Annotated in this window: 23 protein-coding genes; 12 read left to right on the top strand and 11 right to left on the bottom strand. The window is 67.6% G+C overall.

Annotated features, from left to right (window positions below; genetic code table 11):
- From WU80_RS13655 to WU80_RS13620, 8 genes are all read left to right on the top strand, one after another.
- A partial coding sequence (locus tag WU80_RS13655; protein ID WP_055403363.1) for an MCE family protein occupies window positions 1–1,355 on the top strand: 1,355 nt, incomplete at its 5' end.
- Complete coding sequence (locus tag WU80_RS13650; protein ID WP_055403364.1) at window positions 1,352–2,407, top strand: MlaD family protein; 1,056 nt, start codon at window positions 1,352–1,354, stop codon at window positions 2,405–2,407. The genes WU80_RS13655 and WU80_RS13650, both read left to right, overlap by 4 nt.
- Window positions 2,400–3,446, top strand: coding sequence for an MCE family protein (locus WU80_RS13645; protein WP_055403365.1), 1,047 nt, complete (start codon window positions 2,400–2,402; stop codon window positions 3,444–3,446). The genes WU80_RS13650 and WU80_RS13645 overlap by 8 nt, the downstream gene beginning before the upstream one ends.
- A gap of 26 nt (window positions 3,447–3,472) precedes the next feature.
- A complete protein-coding gene (locus WU80_RS13640) occupies window positions 3,473–4,582 on the top strand; it encodes an MCE family protein (RefSeq protein WP_055403366.1) in 1,110 nt (369 codons plus the stop codon).
- The gene (locus tag WU80_RS13635; RefSeq protein WP_055403367.1) at window positions 4,579–5,778 is read left to right on the top strand and encodes an MlaD family protein; all 1,200 of its coding nucleotides are present in this window, start codon (window positions 4,579–4,581) and stop codon (window positions 5,776–5,778) included. The genes WU80_RS13640 and WU80_RS13635 overlap by 4 nt, the downstream gene beginning before the upstream one ends.
- The gene (locus WU80_RS13630; protein WP_055403368.1) at window positions 5,775–7,034 is read left to right on the top strand and encodes an MlaD family protein; all 1,260 of its coding nucleotides are present in this window, start codon (window positions 5,775–5,777) and stop codon (window positions 7,032–7,034) included. Before WU80_RS13635 ends, WU80_RS13630 begins: the two co-directional genes overlap by 4 nt.
- A 30-nt stretch (window positions 7,035–7,064) precedes the next feature.
- Window positions 7,065–7,763: a tetratricopeptide repeat protein gene (locus WU80_RS13625; RefSeq protein ID WP_055403369.1), complete on the top strand. Its 699-nt coding sequence runs from the start codon at window positions 7,065–7,067 to the stop codon at window positions 7,761–7,763.
- Window positions 7,764–7,780: 17 nt separating this feature from the next.
- Window positions 7,781–8,545, top strand: a complete 765-nt coding sequence (locus WU80_RS13620; RefSeq protein ID WP_055403370.1) for a mannan-binding family protein — start codon at window positions 7,781–7,783, stop codon at window positions 8,543–8,545.
- 23 nt (window positions 8,546–8,568) lie between these two features.
- Here the strand turns inward: WU80_RS13620 and WU80_RS13615 are convergent, their stop codons facing one another.
- Together WU80_RS13615 and metH are read right to left on the bottom strand one after the other, a co-directional pair.
- Complete coding sequence (locus tag WU80_RS13615) at window positions 8,569–8,847, bottom strand: hypothetical protein (RefSeq protein ID WP_055403371.1); 279 nt, start codon at window positions 8,845–8,847, stop codon at window positions 8,569–8,571.
- A 7-nt stretch (window positions 8,848–8,854) separates the two neighbouring features.
- On the bottom strand, window positions 8,855–12,604 hold the full coding sequence (gene metH / locus WU80_RS13610; RefSeq protein ID WP_156349551.1) for a methionine synthase: 3,750 nt from the start codon (window positions 12,602–12,604) through the stop codon (window positions 8,855–8,857).
- 387 nt (window positions 12,605–12,991) lie between these two features.
- On the opposite strand from metH, the gene WU80_RS13605 reads away from it, so the two are divergent.
- Window positions 12,992–13,882 carry a PAC2 family protein gene (locus WU80_RS13605; protein ID WP_055403372.1) on the top strand — a complete coding sequence of 297 codons (891 nt, stop codon included), beginning with the start codon at window positions 12,992–12,994 and terminating at the stop codon, window positions 13,880–13,882.
- Window positions 13,883–13,988: 106 nt separating this feature from the next.
- Here the strand turns inward: WU80_RS13605 and WU80_RS13600 are convergent, their stop codons facing one another.
- From WU80_RS13600 to WU80_RS13570, 7 genes are all read right to left on the bottom strand, one after another.
- Window positions 13,989–14,870 carry an SDR family oxidoreductase gene (locus tag WU80_RS13600; protein ID WP_055403373.1) on the bottom strand — a complete coding sequence of 294 codons (882 nt, stop codon included), beginning with the start codon at window positions 14,868–14,870 and terminating at the stop codon, window positions 13,989–13,991.
- A gap of 19 nt (window positions 14,871–14,889) precedes the next feature.
- Window positions 14,890–16,137 (bottom strand): cysteine--1-D-myo-inosityl 2-amino-2-deoxy-alpha-D-glucopyranoside ligase, encoded by a 1,248-nt coding sequence (gene mshC / locus WU80_RS13595; RefSeq protein ID WP_055403374.1) that lies wholly within the window; start codon window positions 16,135–16,137, stop codon window positions 14,890–14,892.
- Between the two features lie 24 nt (window positions 16,138–16,161).
- Entirely contained in the window at window positions 16,162–16,962 is an 801-nt protein-coding gene (locus WU80_RS13590) for a 3'(2'),5'-bisphosphate nucleotidase CysQ (protein WP_055403375.1), read from the bottom strand.
- A 51-nt stretch (window positions 16,963–17,013) separates the two neighbouring features.
- The gene (locus WU80_RS13585) at window positions 17,014–17,829 is read right to left on the bottom strand and encodes an SCO1664 family protein (protein WP_055403376.1); all 816 of its coding nucleotides are present in this window, start codon (window positions 17,827–17,829) and stop codon (window positions 17,014–17,016) included.
- Entirely contained in the window at window positions 17,813–18,400 is a 588-nt protein-coding gene (locus tag WU80_RS13580) for a DUF3090 domain-containing protein (RefSeq protein WP_055403377.1), read from the bottom strand. The genes WU80_RS13585 and WU80_RS13580 overlap by 17 nt, the downstream gene beginning before the upstream one ends.
- Window positions 18,401–18,473: 73 nt before the next feature.
- Entirely contained in the window at window positions 18,474–19,238 is a 765-nt protein-coding gene (locus WU80_RS13575) for a histidine phosphatase family protein (RefSeq protein WP_055403378.1), read from the bottom strand.
- 79 nt (window positions 19,239–19,317) lie between these two features.
- Window positions 19,318–19,620, bottom strand: coding sequence for a hypothetical protein (locus WU80_RS13570; protein ID WP_055403379.1), 303 nt, complete (start codon window positions 19,618–19,620; stop codon window positions 19,318–19,320).
- Window positions 19,621–19,730: 110 nt separating this feature from the next.
- On the opposite strand from WU80_RS13570, the gene WU80_RS13565 reads away from it, so the two are divergent.
- From WU80_RS13565 to WU80_RS13555, 3 genes are read left to right on the top strand one after another with little or no spacing between them, the layout of a single operon-like run.
- Window positions 19,731–20,798 carry a YncE family protein gene (locus WU80_RS13565; protein WP_369808534.1) on the top strand — a complete coding sequence of 356 codons (1,068 nt, stop codon included), beginning with the start codon at window positions 19,731–19,733 and terminating at the stop codon, window positions 20,796–20,798.
- Window positions 20,795–21,049: a DUF5703 family protein gene (locus WU80_RS13560; RefSeq protein ID WP_055403381.1), complete on the top strand. Its 255-nt coding sequence runs from the start codon at window positions 20,795–20,797 to the stop codon at window positions 21,047–21,049. The genes WU80_RS13565 and WU80_RS13560 overlap by 4 nt, the downstream gene beginning before the upstream one ends.
- Before the next feature lie 20 nt (window positions 21,050–21,069).
- The gene (locus WU80_RS13555) at window positions 21,070–22,152 is read left to right on the top strand and encodes a quinone-dependent dihydroorotate dehydrogenase (RefSeq protein ID WP_197281251.1); all 1,083 of its coding nucleotides are present in this window, start codon (window positions 21,070–21,072) and stop codon (window positions 22,150–22,152) included.
- Here the strand turns inward: WU80_RS13555 and WU80_RS13550 are convergent.
- On the bottom strand, window positions 22,149–23,540 hold the full coding sequence (locus tag WU80_RS13550) for an HNH endonuclease signature motif containing protein (protein WP_055403382.1): 1,392 nt from the start codon (window positions 23,538–23,540) through the stop codon (window positions 22,149–22,151). The genes WU80_RS13555 and WU80_RS13550 overlap by 4 nt on opposite strands.
- Entirely contained in the window at window positions 23,537–23,746 is a 210-nt protein-coding gene (locus WU80_RS13545; protein ID WP_156349552.1) for a hypothetical protein, read from the bottom strand. The genes WU80_RS13550 and WU80_RS13545 overlap by 4 nt, the downstream gene beginning before the upstream one ends.
- Window positions 23,747–23,751 lie beyond the last annotated feature (5 nt).

Here is a 23,751-nt window from a genome sequence, read left to right as displayed (position 1 = left end):
ATGTGTATAAGAGACAGGCGCAGGGCAAGCCCAACTATGTCCACATCGACCTCAAAGAGGAATTCGCGAAGTCGATTCCGGCCACCGTGACCGCAAGGGTGGTGCCCAGCAATGTCTTCGCCGTGTCGTCGGTTCAGTTGGTGGGCTCCCCCAACCAGGGGGGCTCCGGCGAGAAAATCCGCGGCGGCGCCCACATTCCGGAGGACAAGCGGCTTCCGACCGTTTTGTTTCAGACGACGGTGAGCAAGTTACGCGATGTGCTTGCCGCGGCGGGGCGTGGCCGCGACGACCGGTCCGTCGGGATTCTGGCCGCGCTGGGCGCCGCCACCGACCACCGCCGCGTCGCCCTGTTGGACGCCGGTGCCCAATTGAATCGCCTTCTCGATCAGCTCAATTCGATCGTGAGCACTGACACCGGCCCGTCCACGGTGTCCGCACTGCTGGATGCGACCACCGGGCTTGCCCAGACGGCCCCCGACCTTCTCGATGCCCTGCACCAGGCCGTCGAGCCGATGCGGACCTTCGCCGAGACGCGGGGGCAGCTGGCGACCCTGCTTTCGGGCGCCGAGTACACAGTCGGCACGACCCGTCAGTCGTTCGGCAACCACATCGACCAACTCATCCAGATCACCACCGATTTCACCCCGGTGCTCGGGGTGCTTGCGCAAAAGTCGAACAACTTTGTGCCCGCGGTGGTCAAGCTGGACAACCTGGCCACCCAGTTCATGGAGCAGGTGTGGAACCCACGGACGAACCTCGGCAACATGCGCGCGATGCTGACGTTCACGCCCAGCTCCACCTACACGCGTGCTGACTGTCCGCATTACGGCGAGCTGAAGGGACCGAGCTGTTTCACCGCACCGCTGGTTCCCGTGCGCCCCGATCTGCCCGAAGTGCTGCTGCCGCAGAACTATCAGCCGCCCAAGGATCTGGCACCGCCCCCCGGCACGGTCATCGGTCCCGACGGCAACCTCGTCGCCGTGGGCCCGCCGCTGATCAACCCGAATCCCAACCTGTCCGATCCCAACCCTCCCCTGCCCGCGGGGGTTACGCCGTCGCCACCCGTGCCCGGGAGCGCGAATCCCGATAACCCCTCGCCCGGGGCGCCCGCGACACCGCAACCGCACGAACCGTGGGTCGCGCCGGTGGCACCCAAGGCGCCCTGGATTCCGCAGGCGTCGTTCGGCGTCCCTCGTTTCGGGGGGAATGTGGGACCCGTTGGGAGCCAGTACGAACGCATCGTGCTGGGCGTGATCACCGGCGGTCCGCCGAGTGAAGCCACCGAACTGCTGCTGGGTCCGGTCGCCCGGGGAACCACGGTGTCACTCGCGCAGCCGGCCGGGGAGGCCAAATGAAGTTTCGCGGCCCACTCATCGCCCTGACCCTGTTCATGGTCGTCTCGGTGACGCTTACGTGGCTGGTGTACGTGAGCCTGCGGCGCGACGTGGCCGGCAATACCGCCAAGTATGCGGCGGTGTTCAGCGACGTGTACGGGCTTCGCGAAGGCGACGACGTCCGTATGGCCGGAGTCCGCGTCGGTCGTGTGGAAAAGATCGAGTTGGACGGGAAACTGGCGAAGGTCTGGTTCGTGGTGCAGCAGGAACAGCGGCTCTTCGGCAACACCCTCGCGTCGGTGACATACCAGAACATCGTCGGCCAGCGCTACCTCGGACTGTCGTTGGGCAAGGAGGGCAGCCCGGAACTGCTGCCACCGGGCAGCACCATCCCGCTGGACCGCACCGAACCATCATTCGACGTCACCACGCTGCTCAACGGTTACGAACCGTTGTTCAGCCTGCTGAACCCCCACGACGCCGACAACCTCACCAAGGGCATCATTGTGTCGCTGCAGGGCGACACGTCTTCGCTGGCCACGCTGGTCGGCCAAACCTCCACTCTCACAGAGACATTCGCGGGCCGAGACCAGGCGCTCGGAAGCGTGATCACCAGCCTCGACAAGGTTATGGGCAACCTCGCCCGGCAGAACGACGACCTCGACGGCGTGATCACCGAGACCCGCAGCATCGTCGGCGAGCTCGACGTGCGCCGGCCGGAACTGGTTGCGTCGGTGGGTTCCCTGGCTCGGGTGACCGGGCGGCTGTCGACATCCGCGGCGGACGTGTACCCGGCGCTGCGCGAGTTCATTGACCGTCAGCCCGGTGTCACCAAACACCTGATGGACGTCGAACCTCAGGTCGCGTTCTTCGGCGACAACATACCGCTGCTGCTCAAGGGACTCACCAGGGTTGGCAATCAGGGCGCCTATGGAAACGCCTACGTCTGCGACGTGAACTTCATGGGGTTCTTCCCCGGCCTCAACGATGTCGTGCCGATCATCGTCAACGCCGCCACGCCGGGTAACAAGGCGTGGCACAGCCCGAGATGCAGGAGCACGGCCGATGGCTGACGCGTCCGTGTGGGAGCGGATGAGGAAGCGTCCGCTGGAAAGCTACAGCAAGACGTGGCTTGGGTTCATCGCCGTCGCGGTGGTCGCGGTGGTCATCGGAGTCATGTTGCTCGTGCACGCCCTGGGCGCCGGCTACCGGCACTACACCGCGGAGTTCCTGCAGGCCGCCTCGCTCCGGCCCGGCAACCCCATCGTGGTCGCGGGCATTCCGGTGGGCAACGTCACGAGCATGAAACTCGTTGGCGACCACGTCGAGGCGGGGCTCAAGGTCCGGGACAACATCACCCTGGGCAAGGACTCCCGGGCACAGATCAAGGTGACAACTATCCTGGGCTCGCGCTACCTGGCATTGGAACCCAACGGCCCCGCGCGACTGCCCGACAACACCTTCGACCTGGCGCACACGGAAGTCCCCTACGACCTGCAGGCCGCATTGCAGGATGCCAGCACCACTTTCGAGCAGGTCGACTCCGACAGGTTCGCGCAATCGCTGGCGGTGCTCGGCAAGCAGCTCGAGGGCCTGCCGGCCGTTGTGCCGCAGGCGATCTCAAACATCCACACCCTGTCCTCGATCATCGCGATCCGGCGGGACCAACTCGGACAGCTGTTGCGCAGTACGGAGCAGGTGACCAACACGCTGCGGCGCCAGCAGGCTGGTATCGGAAATCTGGTCGACCAGGGTCAAGACCTGCTCGGCCAATTCGTCGCGCGGCGAGCGGTTTTCCACGCGATGATGCGATCCCTGTCCAGCCTTGTCGACACCATGGGTCAGGTCGTGGTCAATGATCGCTCGGGCCTGGAATCGCTGATCAAGGACATGCGCGACTTCACCAACTTGATGTCTCAACACGACGACCTGCTGCACAGCATGCTGCAGACCAGCCCGATCTTCTTCCGGGAAGCGGCCAACCTCACCGGCGACGGCAACGCGATCAACTTCAACGCCCCCAACGTTCCGTTGATCGACTCGTGGATGTGCGCAATCAGCGGCCGCGCCAAGCAATTCGGCATGATCCAGTACTTCAAGGACTGCCAGTGAGGCGCCGGGCGAACAGGTCCACGGGCATGCTTAGAACGAAGGTGCTTGCCGTCGCCGCCACCATCGCGGTGATCGCCGCGGCGATCGGCGTCGGTTGGTGGTACCTGGGGTCCGACGAGGACAGCATTACCCTGACCGCCCAATTCGACAGCGCCTCAGGCCTATACGAAGGCAATGCGGTGGCGGTGCTGGGCATGCCGGTCGGCAACATCACCAAGATCACGGCCAAGGGCGGCTACGTCGAGGTCGAGTTCACCGTCGACCGCCACGTCAAAGTTCCCGCCACCGCGCAAGCGGTCACCGTGTCGACCTCTATCCTCACCGACCGCCAAATCGAACTCACCCCGCCGTATCGGGGCGGACCGGCCCTTCAGAACCACGACACCATCGGATTGCCCCGGACCAAGACGCCCGTCGAATTCAGCAGCGTTCTCAATGTTCTGGACAAGGTGACCAAGTCACTCGAGGGCGACGGCCGCGGTGGCGGTCCGGTCGCCGACGTGCTGGGCGGCGGCACCGACGTAGTGAAGGGCAACGGCGAGAAGATCAAAGCGGCGCTCGGTGAACTGTCGACGGCTCTGCGCTTGTCCAGCGACCGCGGTGCGACGACTCGCGAGCAGATCACCACGATCGTCAAGAACATCAGCACGCTGTTCGACGCCGTGACCGCCAATGACACGAAGTTGCGCGAATTCGCCTCCACCATCCACCAAGTCAGCCAGATCATGGCCGACGAGGACATCGGCAGCGGAACCACCGGCCGCAGGCTCAACGAACTGATCCAGCGCGCCGGCGACCTGCTCGACGCCAACCGCGACAACATCAAGCAGTCCGCGCGGGGCGGCAACGCGACGCTGCAGATGGTGACCGACCAGCGGCGCGACCTGGCCGAACTTCTGGATCTGGCCCCGCTGGTGGCTGACAACGCCTACAACATGGTGGACCGTGCGAACGGCAGCGTGCGTGCCCGCTTCCTAACCGATCGGCTGCTTTTCGACAGTCAGTACACCAAAGAGATCTGCAACCTCATGGGCCTTCGGCAACTCGGCTGCAGCACCGGGACGATCCAGGATTTCGGTCCCGACTTCGGATTGACCTATGTGCTGGACGGTATGGCCGCGATGGGGCAGAAATGATGGCAGCGGGTATGCGGGCAATGCTGGCGGCGGCGGCCGCGGCAATGGTTACCGCGGGATGCGCCACGAACGGCCTTGCCAGCCTGCCCCTTCCGGCCCCGGGGCTGGGGTCCGGAGGCTATTCGCTCAACGCCGTCTTCTCCAATGCGCTCAACCTGCCGATGAACGCCAAGGTGAAGCTCGCCGGCGCCGATGTCGGACAGCTCGAATCGATGGTGGCACGCAATTACACCGCGGTAACGCGACTGCGCATCCGCGACGGCGTGCAACTGCCCCGCGGCAGCACCGCCGAATTGCGCACCGCGACACCGTTGGGCGACGTGTTCGTCGCGCTGAAGCCGCCGGCCGCGGGCGATCCGGACGGGCCCCCGTTGAAGGACGGGGACACCATCGGCCTGGATTCGACGGCGGCGGCGGCGACCGTCGAGTCCGTGCTGAGCTCGGCGGCGATTCTGGTGAACGGGGGGGCAGTTCGCAATTTCACCAACATCATCAACGGCTTCGGCAAGGCAACCGGTGACCAGGGCCAGGCGTTCGGCGACATGATCCGCAAGTCCAACGAGCTGCTCGGGCGGTTGGATTCCCGGTCGGATCAGATCACCGCCGCATTGAGCCAATTGTCGCGCCTGGCCGACCAACTCGACGCCAAGAACCAAACCATCAGCGACCTGGTCGGGGCCGCCAGTCCCGCCACTTCGGCCCTGGCCGGCAACACCACCCAGCTGGCCGACCTGGCTGTGCAGGTGGGTGACACGTCCCGGTTGCTGGCCAGGTTTCCCTCGATCGGCGGGACGGACACCAGCGGCCGTAGCCTGATCCGCGACCTGAACACGGTCGCCGCGGCCGCCAACGACGTTGCGGTGAGCCCGGACACCAGCTGGCTCGCGCTGAACCGGCTGATACCCGCGTTGGTCAAATCCACGGCGGGCAATTCGATTTCGGTGAATGTGGGCGTCGACAAGATCATGCTCGGGTCGATACCCGACATCGGTTTCCCCGGTGACATCGGGCTGCACGGACCACACCACTACAACGTGAACCTGCTCGTCGGCACGCTCAAATACACGCTGTGGCGTCTGCAGGAGCGGGTGGTCGGCCGCGGCCCGAACTCACCGCAGGTTCCGGTCATTCCGGACCCGAACATTCCGGGTCAAATCGACGTCGCCCCCGGACCCCCGCCAGGACCGAACCCATGACCCGCGCCATCGACGACGTCGCCAACCTCATCGTCCGGGCGGTACGCACCGGCCATCGGCAACAGGTCTGGCTATCGGTGGCCGGATTAGTGCTCATCCTGGTCGTTGCGACCGCCTATCTGCTCATCGGCGCGCTGCGGGTGAAGCCGTTCGCCTCGTCCTACCGCGTCACCGTGCAGTTGCCCGACTCCGGCGGCCTACTGCCCAATCAAGACGTCGCGCTGCGCGGAGTGCGCGTTGGTCGTGTCGAGTCTTTGCAGATCACCGACAACGGTGTGAACGCAGTCGCCAGCATCGCGTCGACGGTGCGAATCCCGGCGAACAGCGTTGTCCACGTGTCCGCGCTCTCGCCGGCCGGCGAGCAGTACATCAACTTCGAAGCCGCCTCGGATGCCGGGCCGTATCTGCGCGACGGCAGCCTCATCGCCTTGGACCACACCACCGTCCCGGTCAGCTTGGCGCAGTTGCTCGGTGACGCCGACGGACTGTTGGCCCAAGTCGACCCCCACAAGATCGAATTGATCAAGAAGGAATTGAGCTTGAGCAAGGAAGGCCCGGCGAAGCTGACCGCCATTGTCGACGGCGGCACGTTCCTGCTTTCGACGCTCGATTCGGTGCTGCCGCAAACCACCAGCATCAACAAGACCAGCCGGGTCGTTCTCACCCTGGCAAACGACAAGAACGCCGGCTTGGGCGCTGCCGCAAGGGAACTCAACCAGACGCTCACCGGCGTCGCCCGGATGCAGACCGGATATCGGCGGTTGACCGAGCAGACGCCGCGCACCCTGTCCGCCGTCGACAATCTCTTCACCGACAATTCCGACACCATGGTGCAGTTGCTGGGCAGCATGGCCACCATGTCGCAGCTGCTCTATGTGCGAGTGCCCGCACTCAACGCGCTGTTCCCCGACTACCGCGGATCGGTATTGGACGCCGTCGCAAGCACTTTTCACGATCAAGGCGTGTGGGCGACGGCCGACCTCTACCCCCGCTATGTGTGCGACTACGGGACACCGTCGCACGCCTCCTCGGCCGCCGACTACTACGAACCGTTCATGTACACCTACTGCCGGGACGACGACCCCGCCGTCTCCATCCGCGGCGCCAAGAACGCGCCCCGGCCCGGGGGCGACGACACCGCCGGGCCGCCGCCGGGCGCCGACCTGGGCGCGCGCACAGATCCGACCCCGCGGGGCCGCTACACCATTCCCACCCCCTACGGTGGCCCGCCTCTGCCGATCGAACCACCCCACTGAACCCCAACCATTCGAGCCGATCCCTAGGAGATGATCGTGGCCGTGACCACTAAGAAGAACCCAAAGGCCGACGTGCAAGCCGAAGCGGACTCGGGCGCCGCAGCTTCGGACGTCACTGACGACGACGCCGACGAGGCGCGCGCTGGTCTCGACGACACGACCACGGGCGAGGGCGAGGGCGAGGACGAGGGCGAGGGCGAGGGCGCGTTGCTCAAGCGCAAGCGCCCCGATACCGAGCGCCGCAAGCGGCCCTGGAAACATTATCTGCGCCGCGGTGCCCTGCCGATGCTGCTGATTGCCTCGCTTGCCCTTTCGGGGTTCCTCGGCTGGCGGCAGTGGCAAGAGCATCAAGTCAGGCTCGCGGGCGAGCAGGCCCAACAGGCGGCCATCGCCTACGCGCAGGTGCTGACGAGCATCGATTCAAACAAGGTCGACGACAACTTTCGGCAGGTTCTCGACGGTGCGACCGGCGAGTTCAAGGACATGTACACCCAATCCAGCGTCAAACTTCGCCAGCTGCTGATCGACAACAAGGCGACCGCGCACGGCGTCGTGGTGGACTCGGCGGTCCAGTCGGCGTCCACCAATAGGGTTGTCGTGCTGGTCTTTATCGACCAGACCGTCACCAATACCGCCGCTCCCGACCCGCGCATCGACCGCAGCAGGATCAAGATGACCATGGAGAAGGTCGACGGTCGCTGGCGGGCAAGTAAAGTCCAGCTCCTCTGAGCCGACGGGATGATGTGATGCTCAAGGAATTGTCGACGGCAGCCGTATTGGTAGTTGCCACAACAATTTCCACCGCCGTCCCGGCAAGTGCGTCCGCTCCTTCATTTTGCGGGGAGCTGGGCGGCGACTGGGACGGCCAGTACTGTCACACCTCGGTCACATCGGAACGCAAAGCCGTGCGGGACATCAAGGTCGCGGTGCCGGACCTGGTCGACAACCCGACTACCGGCCCGGTGGTGCGCGATTATCTGAAAACCCTGGTCACCAACTGGAAGACGGCGAACACCAGCATGGCCGCCGACAGCTACGGCGAGGAGAACTTCGAAGTGTTCCGGCACGGCAACCTGCTCAGCGCGGTGTTCCACGAGGATTACCACGCCGACGGGCCAAAGCCGAACAACGCCTACCGGACCTTCACATTCGACATGGCAAGCGGCCGTCGGGTGCAGCTGGCCGACCTGACAACGTCAAACCCGCTGACCGCGATCCCGCCGGTGGCCGCGCCGTTCGTTGAGACGGCGCTCAATCAGGCTCCCCCACCGCATGATCCGGGCACCTACCCGTTTGTCCTCGACCGTTGGACTCCCGACAAGGTCTACTCCGGGGCTTACAAGGCCTGGGCGTTGACGCCGGACGAATTGATCCTGTACATGCCGGACTACCCCGTGGCTCACGACGAGCCGCTCAACTTCACGCCCGGTGCCATGCAGTGGTTCATGGACGGGGGCACGGTGCAAGCGCATATCCCGCTGTCCGCCTTGGGTTCCGTGCTGCACATCTAGGGCCTGCACCTATGGGCGTTGTCTCAGTTGGCCTTTCGACGACGCCGATCGATCGATATCACGTCGGCGCCGCACTCGCCGTGCGTCACCTGGCCGTCGCCCCCGGTGGACGTGCGGCTGCGGCGGGCCGAGGAACGGACGCTGGCCGCCAAATCGCCGTAATCCCAGGCTAAATCGCCAACCTCGCGCTTCGTGCGGTCGACCGCGGTACCCAGCGCCCCGACGATGCGTCGGACGTGCAGGACCGTGACATTGACGGCTTCGGCGACAATGTCGGTGGCGATATCGGCGATGCGGTTCAACTCTGGATCAATCCTCCGGGTTGTAGCCGAGGTTGGGCGCGAGCCAGCGTTCGGCTTCCTTCAAGGTCCAGCCCTTGCGCTTCGCGTAGTCGGCGACCTGGTCCTGGCCCAGCCGGCCGACCACAAAGTACTGCGACTGGGGGTGCGAGAAGTACCAGCCGCTGACGGCCGCGCCGGGCCACATCGCCATCGACTCGGTGAGCTCGATGCCGGTCCGCTCCTTGACATTCATCAGCTTCCACAGCGTCACCTTCTCGGTGTGCTCCGGGCAGGCCGGGTAGCCGGGCGCGGGGCGGATTCCCACGTACTTCTCGTCGATGAGCGCCTCGTTGTCCAGCTGCTCGTCCGGCTGGAATCCCCAGAACTCCTTGCGAACTCGTTGGTGCATCCGCTCGGCGAACGCCTCGGCCAGCCGGTCGGCGACCGATTCCAGCAGGATCGCGCTGTAGTCGTCGAGCGCCGCCTTGAACTCCGCGATCTTCTCCTGGCTGCCGAGCCCCGCGGTGACGGCGAAGGCGCCCACGTAGTCGGCCAGGCCGGTGTCCTTGGGCGCGATGTAGTCGCCCAACGACCGGTTGGGGATGCCGTCGCGGTGCTCGCCCTGCTGGCGCAGGTTGTGCAGCGTGGTCAGCACCTCGGAGCGGGTGTCGTCGGTGTAGACCTCGATGTCGTCGCCGACGGCGTTGGCCGGGAAGAACCCGATCACCCCGTTGGCGGTCAGCCACTTCTCCTTGATCGCGGTGTCGAGCATCTGCTGGGCGTCGTCGTACAGCTTGCGGGCGGCTTCGCCCGAGGCCGGGTTGTTGAGAATGTCGGGGAAGCGGCCCTTCATCTCCCAGGCGTTGAAGAACGGCTGCCAGTCGATGTATTCGCGCAACTCGGCGAGGTCGTAGTCCTGAAATTCCCGTACTACCGCACCGATCGCGGGCACCGGCGGCGTGTAGCCGTCCCACTCGACCGGCGTCCGGTTCGCCCGAGCCTTCTCCAGGGTCAGCATCGGCCGCTCGTTCTTTTGCGCGTGCCGTTCCCGCAGCGATGCGTAGTCGGCCTCGGTGGCCTCGAGCAGGCCAGGACGCTGCTTGTCGTCGAGCAGCGCCGCGGCGACCGGCACCGAGCGCGACGCGTCCTTGACCCAAACCACCGGCCCGGAACGGCGCGGCGCCACCTTCACCGCGGTGTGGGCGCGGGAGGTGGTCGCGCCGCCGATCAGCAGCGGGATCTCCAAGCCCTCGCGTTCCATCTCCGCGGCGAAGTTGACCATCTCGTCCAGCGAGGGAGTGATCAGGCCGGACAGCCCGATGATGTCGGCGTTGTGTTCCTTCGCCGCATCCAGGATCTTGCTCGCGGGCACCATCACACCGAGATCGATCACCTCAAAGTTGTTGCACTGCAAGACAACCCCGACGATATTCTTGCCGATGTCGTGGACGTCGCCCTTCACCGTCGCCATCACGATGGTGCCGTTGGTGTCCTTCGCCGCCGCGGTGCCGTTCTGCTCCTTCTCCTCCTCGATGAACGGCAGCAGGTACGCCACGGCCTTCTTCATCACGCGGGCCGACTTCACCACCTGGGGCAGGAACATCTTGCCCGAGCCGAAAAGGTCGCCGACGACGTTCATGCCGTCCATCAGCGGGCCCTCGATCACCTCGATCGGGCGACCACCCGCGGCGGCGATCTCGGCCCGCAGTTCCTCGGTGTCCTCGTCGACGTGCGCGTCGATGCCCTTGACCAGGGCGTGGGTGATCCGCTCGCGGACCGGCAGGCCGCGCCACTCGGCGGCCGCCGGGTCCTCGGACTTTTCCGAACTGTTGAACCGCTCCGCGATTTCCAGGAGTCGTTCGGCCGCGTCCTCGCGGCGGTTCAGCACGACGTCCTCGATGCGCTCCCGCAGTTCGGGGTCGATCGAGTCGTAGGGCACCAGCGCACCCGCGTTGACGATGCCCATGTCCAGACCGGCCTTGATGGCGTGGAACAGGAACACCGAGTGGATGGCCTCGCGGACGGGGTTGTTGCCCCGGAACGAGAACGACACGTTCGAGATGCCGCCGGAGAGGTGCACGCCGGGCAGGTTCTCCTTGATCCAGGCGCAGGCCTCGATGAAGTCGATCCCGTAGGACGCGTGTTCCTCGATACCGGTCGCCAGCGCGAAGCAGTTCGGGTCGAAGATGATGTCCTCGGGCGGGAAGCCGACCTGTTCGGTCAGGATCCGGTAGGCGCGACCGCAGATCTCCTTGCGGCGCTCCAGGTTGTCGGCCTGGCCCTGCTCGTCGAAGGCCATCACGACGACGGCCGCCCCGTACTTGCGGCACAACCGCGCCTCGCGGATGAACTTCTCCTCGCCCTCCTTCATGGAGATCGAGTTGACGATCGGCTTGCCCTGCACGTTCTTCAGGCCCGCCTCGATGACCTCCCACTTGGACGAGTCGATCATCACCGGGACGCGGCTGATGTCCGGCTCGGCCGCGATCAGCTTGGTGAACCGGTCCATCGCGGCGACGCCGTCGATCATGCCCTCGTCCATGTTGATATCGATGACCTGCGCGCCGACCTCGACCTGCTGCAGCGCAACCGACAGCGCGGTGTCGTAGTCCTCGGCCTTGATCAGGTTGCGGAACCGGGCCGAACCGGTGATGTTGGTGCGCTCACCGATGTTGACGAACAGCGAGTCGTCGGTGATGTTGAGCGGCTCCAGGCCGGCGAGGCGGGTGGCCACCGGAATCTCCGGCACGTCCCGCGGCGGCTTCCCCTCGACGACCTTGGCGATCTCGGCGATGTGCGCCGGCGTCGTCCCGCAGCAACCACCGACCAGGTTCACCAGCCCGGCGTCAGCGAATTCGGCGATGTAGCCGGCCTGCCGCGTCGGGAACTCGTCGTACTCGCCAAAGGCGTTGGGCAGACCGGCGTTCGGGTAGCACGAGACGAAAGTGTCCGCGATGCGCGACATCTCCGCGATGTACGGCCTCATCTCCGGCGCACCCAGGGCGCAGTTGAGCCCGACCGCGATCGGCCGGGCGTGCCTGATCGAGTTCCAGAAGGCCTCGGTGACCTGACCGGACAACGTCCGCCCGGAAGCGTCGGTGATGGTGCCCGAGATGATCACCGGCCAGCGGCGCCCGCGTTCCTCGAACAGGGTCTCGATGGCGAACACCGCCGCCTTGGCGTTCAGCGTGTCGAAGATCGTCTCGACGATGATGAGGTCGGCACCACCGTCGACCAGGCCGCGGGCGGCGTCGAGGTAGGCGGCGACCAGCTGGTCGTACGAGACGTTGCGCGCCCCGGGATCGTTGACGTCCGGCGAGATCGACGCGGTCCGCGTGGTCGGCCCGAGGGCGCCGGCGACGTAGCGGGGCTTGTCCGGGGTGCTGAACTCGTCGGCCGCCGCCCGCGCAAGTGCGGCGCCGGCGTAGTTCAGCTCGTAGCTCAGTTCCTGCATGCCGTAGTCGGACAGCGAGATCGCGTTCGCGTTGAACGTGTTGGTCTCGAGGATGTCGGCGCCCGCCTCGAGGTACTCGCGATGGATCCCCTCGATGATGTGCGGCTGCGTCAGGCTGAGCAGATCGTTGTTGCCGACGAGATCGCTCGGCCAGTCCTTGAACCGCTCCCCGCGGTAGCCGGCCTCGTCCGGCCGGTCCCGCTGGATCGCCGTGCCCATCGCGCCGTCGATCACCATGATCCGCTGACGCAGGGCTGCCGTCAGGTCGTCGGTGCAGTCGGGACGGATGTTCGGCGCGAATGTCTTCGTATCAGCGGCGCTCACGTACGTTCCTTCCGTAGCGGAAGGCGTCCTTCTCGTCAACAACGTCGACTCTGCCGAGCGTGGCGGATACCGACGGGGGACCCGGATCCGTTGCAACGCCTCTCGACGGTGAAAAGTCTACGTTGTCGCTCGACGTCTGGACGCCCAACCCAATCGCCGCGACCGACGGCTCGCGGATCCTGTCGGCCACGGGGTATTTGCCAAGGTTAACCAGTTTGACGCCGAGCGTATTTCGTCTCGACCGGGTCGCCGGTGGTTGACGTCGTCCCGGGTCAGGTCGGCAGTCACCCCATTCAGGATAGTCGTCGGAAGGGAATGCCCCCGGAGGATGACGGGTCCCTGCCGGGGAAGGCCGAACATCGGCCGCAAAGGCCGTACGCTGATTCTGTGACCCCGTCCGATGGCCCACCCTTCGGTGAAGCCAAACTGCCCGAGCTGCACAACACCATCGTCGTGGCGGCGTTCGAGGGCTGGAACGACGCCGGCGACGCGGCCAGTGACGCGCTCGAGCACCTCGAGGCCATCTGGGAAGCCGACCCGATCCTGGAGATCGACGACGAGGCGTACTACGACTATCAGGTGAACCGCCCGGTCATTCGGCAGGTCGACGGGGTGACCCGGGAGCTGGTGTGGCCGGCGATGCGCATCTCCCACTGCCGGCCGCCGGGCAGCGACCGCGACGTGGTGTTGATGCACGGCGTGGAACCCAACATGCGCTGGCGCACCTTCTGCGCCGAGCTGGTCGCCATCGCCGACAAACTCAACGTGGACACCGTGGTCATCCTGGGGGCCCTGCTGGCTGACACGCCGCACACCCGGCCGGTTCCGGTGTCGGGCGCGGCGTACTCCCCCGAATCGGCCAAACGCTTCGGGCTCGAGGAGAGCCGCTACGAGGGACCGACCGGCATCGCCGGGGTGTTCCAGGACGCCTGCGTGGCCGCCGGGATCCCCGCCGTGACGTTCTGGGCGGCCGTGCCGCACTACGTGTCTCAGCCGCCCAACCCGAAGGCGACGGTGGCGTTGCTGCGCCGCGTCGAGGACGTGCTCGACATCGAGGTGCCGCTGGCCGACCTGCCGACCGACGCCGAGGAGTGGGAGCAGGCCATCACCGAGATGGCCGCCGAGGACGAGGACCTGGCCGAATACGTGCTGTCGCTAGAACAGCGCGGCGATGCGGAGGTCGACATGAACGAGGCGCTGGGCAAGATCGACGGCGACGCGCTGGCCGCCGAGTTCGAGCGGTATCTGCGCCGCCGCCGGCCCGGCTTCGGGCGCTAGCGGCGATCGCAAACTCGGCGACGCCGAGTGCAGCGGGTCGCCGCCATCGGGCTAGCGGCGATCGCAAACTCGGCGACGCCGAGTGCAGCGGGTCGCCGCCATCGGGCTAAACCTTCTTGCCCAGTCCCTGGTTGTAGGCGCTGGTGGACCGCCCGAGCGCCGCGACCTGGGCGTCCAGTTCGGGCAGCAGCTCCGACGTCGGCTTGTGCAGCGGCAACTCGCCGACCGAGGTGGACAGCACCGGCTTGATCCAGCGGAACGCGGCCACCCAGCTGGGGCAGTAGACCCGGTTGCGACGGCCCTCGATGCCCTTGACGAACGCGTCCGCGCATTTCGCGACGGTGGTGGTCTTGTTCAGCGGCCACGGGAAGCTGGCCAGCAGCTTGCCGAAGGCGGGCAGGTCGGCCTCGCTGTCGCGAACCAGCGCGGTGTCGATCCACGACATGTGCGACGACCCGACCGCGACGCCGCGGTGCGCCACCTCCAGCCGCAACGCGTTGGCGAGAATCTCCACGCCGGCCTTCGACGCGTTGTAGGGGGCCAGCCCCGGACACGCCGCGTACGCGGCCAGCGACGAGACGATCAGCACGTAGCCGCGGGTCTCGATCACCGCCGGCAACGTGGCCCGCACGGTGTTGAAGACGCCGAGGACGTTGATGTCCAGAACCCGCTTGAACGCCTCGGGGTCGACCTGCAGCACCGACCCGTAACTGGCGATGCCGGCGTTGGCCACGACGACATCGATGCCGCCGAACCGTTCGACGGCCTGGGCCGCGGCCGCCTGCATCGCAGGCAGGTCACGCACGTCGGCGACGGCGGTCAGCACGCGGTCCTCGCCCAGTTCGGCGGCCAGTGCGCTCAGCTCGGCGTCGTTGAGATCGGTGAGCACGAGCTTGGCGCCCTTGTCGCGCAACCGGCGGGCCACCTCGGCACCGATTCCCCGAGCACCGCCGGTGATGAAAACGACTTTGTCCTGCAGCGACGTCATGGGCGTCAAAGTACCGCTTTCACAGTTCCACCCCAAGCAGCGCGTCGATCGCGGTGGCCACCAGCTTCGGCGCGTCCACGTCGTGACCACCGTATTCGAGCGCGTCGGTGGTCCAACCATCAAGCGCCGCAAGCGCTTTGGGTGTGTTCAGGTCGTCGGCCAGGTATTGGCGCACCCGCGCGATCACGTCGGCGGCGTCCGGGCCGGCGGGCAGCGCCGTCGCGCTGCGCCAGCGCCCCAGGCGGGCGGTGGCCTCGTCGAGCACCTGCTGGCTCCAGAACCGGTCCGCGCGGTAATGCCCGGACAGCAGGCCCAGCCGGATGGCCGCCGGCGCGATGCCCTGCGCCCGCAACGTCGACACCAGCACCAGGTTGCCGCGGCTCTTGGACATCTTGTGCCCGTCCCAGCCGATCATGCCCGCGTGCACGTAGTGCCGGGCGAATCGCCGTTCGCCACGGACACATTCGGCGTGCGCGGCGGTGAACTCGTGATGCGGGAAGATCAGGTCGCTCCCGCCGCCCTGGATGTCCAAGCCGCTGCCGATGCGGCTGAGCGCGATCGCCGCGCACTCCACATGCCAGCCCGGCCGGCCGTCGCCGAACGGTGCCGGCCAGCTCGGTTCGCCCGGTCGTGCGGCCCGCCACAGCAGCGCGTCGAGCTCGTCGCTCTTGCCCTGCCGGTCCGGGTCGCCGCCGCGCTCCCCGAACAGCCGCAGCATGGTTTCGCGGTCGTAGCCGGACTCGTAGCCGAACTGCGGGGTGGCGTCGGCCCGGTAGTAGACGTCGGGGTAATCGCCGTCCAGCACGTAGGCCGCGCCCGAGGCCAGCATCTTCTCGACCAGCTCGACCACCTCGGGGATCGCCTGGGTGGCCGCGACGTAATCGCGCGGCGGCAGGACCCGCAACGCCGCCATGTCCTCGCGGAACCGGGCGACCTCGCGATCGCCCAGCTCCCGCCAGTCGACACCGTCGCGGAGGGCCCGCTCGAAGAGCGGATCGTCGACGTCGGTGACGTTCTGCACGTAGTGCACGGTGTGGCCCAGGTCCAGCCACTGCCGATACACCAGGTCAAAGGTCAGGTACGTCGCCGCGTGGCCGAGATGGGTGGAGTCGTACGGGGTGATGCCGCAGACGTACATGGTCGCGTCCGAACCAGGGCCAGTGGCGGACGCCACCGGGCGCACCTGACGATCGGAGGTGTCGAACAGCCGGAGCTCCGGCCCACGTCCCGGCAAAACCGGAACCGGCGGGGACGCCCACGACTGCATGCCAACGACTCTAAACGCGCTGGCTCAGCGCCACGCGTCGCGGATGGCGGCGAGCAGGATCGGCGCCACCTCGGCACGACACATCACGAAGTCGGGCAGGTACGGATCGAACTGGTTGTAGCGCATGGGCGAACCGTCCAGCCGCGAGGCGTGCATGCCAGCGGCCATCACGACCCCGGCCGGCGCCGCGTTGTCCCATTCCCATTGGCCGCCCGCGTGCAGGTAGGCGTCGACGTCGCCGTCGATGATGGCCATCGCCTTGGCCCCCGCCGACCCGATCGCCACCGGCTGGATCGCCAGCGACTGGCGCATGCGGTGCAACACGAAGGGCGGCCGGCTGGCGCTCACGGCGATCCGCAGCGTGTGCGGGATGCCGACGCGCGCGGCGTCGGCGGTCACGGTGTCGGTGCGGTACACCGTGTTCCCGCGGGCCGGCAGCGACACCGCGGCGTCGGTGATCTCCCGGCGGCCGTTGGCGGGGTCGCCGGTGGGACGTTGCCACAGCGCGATGTGCACCGCCCAGTCGTCGCGGCCGGGCGTGGAGAACTCCCGGGTGCCGTCCAGCGGGTCGATGATCCACACCCGGTCGCGTTTGAGCCGGACCAGGTCGTCGTAGGCCTCCTCGCTGAGCACCGCGTCGTCGGGGCGCTCGTCGCGCAGCCGCCGCAGGATCAGCTCGTTGGCCAGGGCATCACCGGCGTCGCCCAACGCCCACGGGTGACCGAAGCCGACCTCGTCGCGCACTTTCAGCAACAGTTCCCCGGCGTCGGCGGCGAGTTCGGCAGCCAGTGCGGCGTCGGTCAGCTCGTCCGGGCCCTGGCTCACCGAATCAGTATCTCCGACGGCCCCTGCGCCGTTTGAACCCGTGGCATCGCCTTAGAAGGCCGGCCACGGAATGGGCCGGTGCCGGTTGGGAACCGGCATCACCGGATCGTTCAACAGCGCGTGCGCCCGTTTGCGCAACGCGGCGATCTCCGCCCGGGTGATGTGCTCGGCCAGCGCATCCCCCAGCTCCGCGCCCACGGCGTCGGCCAGGCCGGCGACCGCCTTCAGGGTTTGGTCGTCGATCGGCTTGCCGGCCCAGCCCCACAGCACCGTGCGCAGCTTGTTCTCGACGTGCAGGCACACGCCGTGGTCGACCCCGAAAATGTGGCCGTCCAGGTCGCGCAGGACGTGGCCGCCCTTGCGGTCGGCGTTGTTGACCAGCACGTCGAACACCGCCATCCGCCGCAGCCGGATGTCGTCGGCGTGCATCAGGATGACCTCGTCACCGGCGTAGTCGTAGGCGCGCAGCACGGGCAGGTATCCCGGCTGCTGGCTGCCGGCGGGAAACAGGTCGACCAGGTCCGGCCCCGGCCGTGGATCGCTGTCCACCGCGTCCCCGGGCTGCTGCACCCACTGCTGCAGCATGCCCGGCCCCGCCGGCCCGTGGCGAATGATGGTGTACGGCACCAGGTTCCACCCCAGCTGCGTCGAGATCAGGTAGGCGCCGAGTTCCCGGCCGGCCAGCGTTCCGTCGGGAAAATCCCACAGCGGGGCCTCCCCGGAGATCGGCTTGTAGACGCAGTGCACGGTCGCTTCGCCGAGCGTGGACTCGCACAGGAAGGTGGCGTTGCTGGCGGAGCGGATGCGTCCGATGACCGTCAGCTCGCCGTTCCGCAACACCTCACGGTCGTCAGGCCTCAAGTTCATCGTCAGGCCCGAGCAGCGCACTGCGCCGATAACCGTTGGCGCGTGCGCAGATATGGCCCTCCGGGTCCAACGGCTCGTCGCACAGCGGGCACGGCGGACGCCCCGCCGAGATGACGCGGTTGGAGCGCGTCGCGAACTGCCGCGCCGACTCCGGCGTCAGGAACACCCGCACCGCGTCGGGGCCCTCTTCGGTGTCGTCGAGCACCACCGACGCGTCGAACTCGGCGTCGGTGACGGCCAGCAACTCGACCACCACGGTCTGGGCCTCCGAATCCCAGCCCAGCCCCATGGTTCCGACCCGGAACTCGGCATCCACCGGTGTGATCAACGGGTTCAGGTCGTCCACCTCGGCCGGCTCCGGGGGGACCGGCGTGCCGAACCGGCGATTCACCTCCAGCAGCAGCGCACCGATGCGCTCGGCCAGCACCGCAACCTGCTGCTTCTCCAGGACCACCGACACCACCCGCGAGTCGTGCGCCGCCTGGATGTAGAAGGTGCGGTTTCCGGGCTGACCAACGGTCCCGGCCACGAAGCGGTCGGGTGTGCGGAAGACGTGAATTGCGCGGGCCATGGCACCTCCAAAATACCGGCTGTTGCCTTCGCCGTGCGATCCGATTGCCCCGCCCCGCCTGTTTTAAGCGGAATTAATCAGTCGAGCCGCCGACCACCGCGTCGCCGGACGGCACGACCGCGGCCGGCTGTTCCGTTGGTGCCGCCGGGGACTCGCCGTCCGTCTTGGCCCGCGACCCATCCTGGGCCTCATCCTGCGGCGGTGGGCCCGCCCGCAGCGCCGCAGCCAATTTCGCTCCGGTGTGGTTGACGTGCAACACAAACGGGCGCAATTCGGTGTAGCGGATCACGCTCACCGAAGCCGGGTCGGCGGTCACCCGCTGGAACGCGTCCAGGTGCATGCCGTAGGCGTCGGCGACGACCGCCTTGATGACATCACCGTGAGTGCAGGCCACCCACAGGGCGTCGCCGCCGTGCTTGGCGGCCAGCCGGCGATCGTGTTCCCGGACGGCGGCCACCGCGCGCGCCTGCACCTGCGCCAGCCCCTCGCCGCCGGGGAACACCGCCGCGCTCGCGTGCGCCTGCACGACCCGCCACAGCGGCTCGGCGGCCAGCTCGGCGATCTTGCGGCCGGTCCAGTCCCCGTAGTCCACTTCGGCCAGCCGATCATCGATCAGCGGCTCCAGGCAGAGCGCCTCGGCGAGCGGCTCGAGGGTGCGCCGGCACCGCAGCAACGGCGAACTGATCAACGCGCGGATGGGCAGGTCGCCGATCCGGTCGATCAACCCGGCGGCCTGATCGCGGCCCTTGTCATCGAGGTCGACGCCCTCCGAGCGGCCCGCCAAGACGCCGGCCGTGTTCGAGCTGGATCGGCCGTGCCGCAACAGGATGACCGTCATCCCGCGCGGCCCAACCGGGGCATCGGAGAGGTTGGCGCAACCACGACCACGACCGTACCCGGTGCGGGCGGGCTAACGGCTACGGCGAGACGGGCGTCGCATGCGCCACCGAGTCGCGCACGGCGGCGATCAGGCTGCGCTCGTCGGTCAGGTCGATCTCGACCAGGCTGCGGACGGCCGTGGCGACCACCTCATCGGCCTGGGGAACCGGCCCGGCAAGGCGTGGTCGGTAAATTTCGACGACCAACGAGCGGTGTTCGATATGGAACGAAAAACTGCGCCCATCACCGACATGTCCATAGCCGCTGGCGAAAATGCCTGTCGACATGTCCTCGACAGCAAACTCTTTCTCCGCGATATGCCGGTCAACGGTGACGGCCATGAGGCGACGATACCTCGCCCGCGGGGCTTGATGTCGGCGACATGGCCATATTGGATGCGAAGGCGTTCCTTAACCTGGGAACTCCACCGGCGCTACGCGAGGGATGATCATTGCTGTCAGGACACATGCGCAGTAAACCGCCAGTGCATCACGGTGTGCTCGGCGTCGCGCTTTTGCTGGCCGCGGTCGTGGGATGTTCGTCCAATACATTCAAATCGGCGCCGCCCACCATCGAACCGGCCGTGGCCGCGGTGTCGCCGCCGGCGTCACAACAGCCGGCCGGGCAGGTCCGCCCGATGGCCGCCCACGCCGCCGCGGCGGCCTTCGACGGCGGCACTCACCAGCTTGCGGTGCTGGCGCCCGGCGCCGATCCCAAGGGACCGGCCACCGTCACCGTGTTCGGTGGCACGAGCGCCGCGCCGCGGGTCGTCGGCCTGCCCGGGCCGGCGACCGCGTTGACCGACGACGGCCGCGGCACCCTGTTCCTCGCCGCGCGGGGTGGCTATTTCGTGGTCGACCTGTCCACGGGCCGCGCGGCGCGGGTGAACGTCGCCGACGCTTCGCAGGCCGATTTCACCGCGGTGGCCCTGCGCGCCGACGGCAAGCTGGTGCTGGGCAGCGCCGACGGGGCCGTCTACACCCTCGCCTCGCCGACCCCGGGCGCCGCCGGCAGCGCGGCCGTCGGCAGCCGGAGCAAGATTTTCACGCGGGTCGATTGGCTTGCGACCCAAGGGAATACGACGGTGGTGCTGGACCGGGGGCAGACCTCCGTCACGACGATCGGCGGCGACGGCCAGGTTCAACAGGCGCTGCGGGCGGGCGAAGGCGCAACCACCATGGCCGCGGACCCGTGGGGCCGGGTTCTGGTCGCCGACACCCGCGGCGGCCAGCTGCTGGTCTACGGGGTCGACCCGCTGATCTTGCGGCAGGCCTATCCGGTGCCCCAGGCGCCGTACGCCCTGGCCGGATCCCGCGAGTTGAGCTGGGTAACCCAGACCGCTTCGAATATCGTGGTTGGTTACGATCTGTCCACCGGAATTCCCGTCGAAAAGGTGCGTTACCCAACCGTGCAGCAACCCAACTCGCTTGCCTTCGACGAAGCGTCGGACACGTTGTACGTGGTGTCGGGGTCCGGTGCGGGGGTGCAGGTCATCGAACACGCGGCGGGGCCGCGTTGACCGCGCCGCGCCGAAGCCAGTTGCCCGCGGGCTGGGACAGCGAGTTGTCCGACGACTACGAATGGGTGCCGCTGCGGCTGCCCCCGGAAGTGACCCGACTCAGCGCGTCCACCCGGTTGTCGATCGAGGCCGAGTACCGCGGCTGGGAGCTGACCCGGGTGCGGCTGTACACCGACGGTAGCAGGCGGGTTCTGTTGCGCCGCAAGAAGTCTCGGCTGGATAACCGGCGGCCCGACCAGCCGGAACTGTGACGGTGGCCAGCGACGGCATGGTGTACGGCCTGCTGCGACGGCTGTTCTTCCTGGTTCCGCCCGAACGCATCCACACGCTGGTCTTCGGGGTGCTGCGCGGCGCCACCGCCGTCGCCGCGGCACGCCGGTTGTTGCACCGGCTGCTCGGACCCACCGATCCGGTGCTGGCGAGCACGGTGTTCGGGGTCCGCTTCCCCGGGCCGCTCGGGCTGGCCGCCGGCTTCGACAAGGACGGCCTGGGGCTACTGACCTGGGGCGCGCTCGGGTTCGGGTACGCCGAGGTGGGAACCGTGACAGCCAACGCGCAGCCCGGCAATCCCGCCCCGCGCATGTTCCGGCTGCCCGCCGACCGCGCCCTGCTGAACCGCATGGGATTCAACAACCTCGGCGCAGGCGCGCTGGCGATCCAGCTCGCGCGGCACCGGCCCGACATCCCGATCGGGGTCAACATCGGCAAGACGAAGACCACCCCGGCCGCCGCCGCCGTCGACGACTATCGGGCCAGCGCGCGGCTGGTCGGGCCCCTGGCGTCCTATCTGGTGGTCAACGTCAGCTCGCCGAACACCCCCGGGCTGCGCGACTTGCAGGCCGTCGAGTCGCTGCGGCCCATCCTGTCCGCCGTCCTCGCCGAGACGTCGACGCCGGTGCTGGTGAAGATCGCGCCCGACCTTTCCGACGCCGACCTGGACGCCGTCGCCGACCTGGCCGTCGAGCTGGGCCTGGCCGGGATCGTCGCCACCAACACCACCGTGTCGCGCCAGGGCCTGCGGACGCCCGGGGTGGACGCGCTGGGCCCGGGTGGCATCTCCGGGCCGCCGGTGGCGGGGCTCGCCACCGAGGTGCTGCGCCGGCTATACGCCCGAGTCGGCGATCGCCTGGTGCTGATCAGCGTCGGCGGCATCGAGACGGCCGACGACGCGTGGGAGCGGATCACCGCGGGCGCGTCGCTGTTGCAGGGCTACACCGGCTTCATCTACGGAGGGGGCTTGTGGCCCAAGCGCATTCACGACGGCATCGCCCGCCGGCTGCGCGACGGCGGGTTCGCCTCGCTGAGCGACGCCGTCGGGTCGGCCGCGCCTGACCCCGGCGGGGCGGCGAGTTAAGCCGCGCCCGCCGCGTCGTCCTCGTCGTCCTGGTCCTCTTCGTCTTGTTCGGCCAGGACCCGTTCGGGATGGTGGAAAGTGTTGACGCGGGGCTGCCCGCGATTCAGGTGCGGCGGCGGGATCCATTCCGTTTCGCCGTTCGCGCGTTTTCGGGTGGCCCACCCCTTCTCCAGCAGCCGGTGGTGCGGCCCGCACGCCAGGGTGAGCTGATCGATGTCAGTGCGGCGGGTGCTGGCCCAGTCCTCGACGTGGTGGACTTCGCAGTAATAGCCCGGCACGTCGCAACCCGGATGCGAACAGCCGCGATCCTTGGCGTACAAGACAATTCGCTGACCCGGCGAGGCCAGGCGCTTGCCGTGATACAGCGCCAGCGGCTTGCCCTTGTCGAAGACCGCCAAATAGTGGTGGGCATGCCGCGCCAGGCGGATCACATCGGACATGGGCAGGATGGTGCCCCCTCCGGTCAAGCCCCTGCCCGCGGCGGCTTCCAACTCGGTGAGTGTAGTCGTCACGACGATGGCCGCCGGCAATCCGTTGTGCCGGCCCAGGGTGCCGCTGGCCAACAACGCACGCAGGGCGGCGTTGAGGCCGTCGTGGTTGCGCTGGGCGGCCGTGCGGGTGTCGCGCCGCACCGCCTCTTCTGGCGGTGCGCCGTCCACGACCGGCGTCTCATCGTCGGGGTTGCACATCCCGGGCGCGGCCAGCTTGGCCAGCGCCGCCTCCCAGCTGGCGCGCGCTTCTGGCGTCAACCACCCGCTCAGCTTTGACATGCCGTCGGCCTGCTGGTTTCCCAGCACCAGCCCGCGGGCGCGCGCCCGGTCGGCGTCGGTGTAGCTGCCGTCGGGGTTGAGGCAGTCCATCAGACGGCGGGCGAGCTTGGCGAGCGTGTCGGGGCGAAACCCGGCGGCCCGGACCGCCAAGTCCTTCTCGGCCTCCGCACGAGTGCCCACGTCGACGGAGTCGGGCAGCTGGTGGAAAAACCGCCGGATCACCGCCACGTGGTCGGGCCCGATGGCACCGGCGCGTTGGGCCGCGGCGGTGGCGGGCAGCACCGGCGCCAACGGCTCACCGGACAGCGCCCGCCGCGGACCCAGTTCGGCTGCCTCAGCGATGCGGCGGCTGGCCTCCCCACGGGTGATGTTCAGCCGATCGGCCAACGCCCAGCTCAGCTTGCCGCCCAGCTCTGCCGAATCCGCTTGCTCACCAAGCTGATTGATGAGCTGGTGACTTGGCGTCTGGAGTTTCCGTGTTACGCCTTCGAGTTTCTCCAATATCCCCAAGCGTTCCGGGTTGGTCAGCGCCGCATACGCATGATCCTGGAAACGAGTAGCCACAGCGCACAACGCGTCAACGTCGGCCTGAATCTGCTCACGGTCCGTCAAGGTCATGTGCGCCGCCCATTCGGCCGTGCGAACGGGCTGCGCAGCTCATACGTGAGCGCATCCAGCTGGCCAATGACAAACGCGCGCTCTTCCAGCACTTCAGCCAGCTTCGCGGGCGTCAACGCCTCATACGAATGCCGCTGGAAGCGCGAGACGACCGCGCTCAACGCGTCGATATCGGTCTGAATCACTTTCCAATCACTCGAACGCATGTTCG

This window comes from Mycobacterium sp. UM_11 (genome assembly GCF_001414075.1).
In the GTDB taxonomy this organism is placed as follows: domain Bacteria; phylum Actinomycetota; class Actinomycetes; order Mycobacteriales; family Mycobacteriaceae; genus Mycobacterium.
Note: the sequence above shows the minus strand (reverse complement) of the source record. Positions and strands in the feature narration are given on the sequence as shown.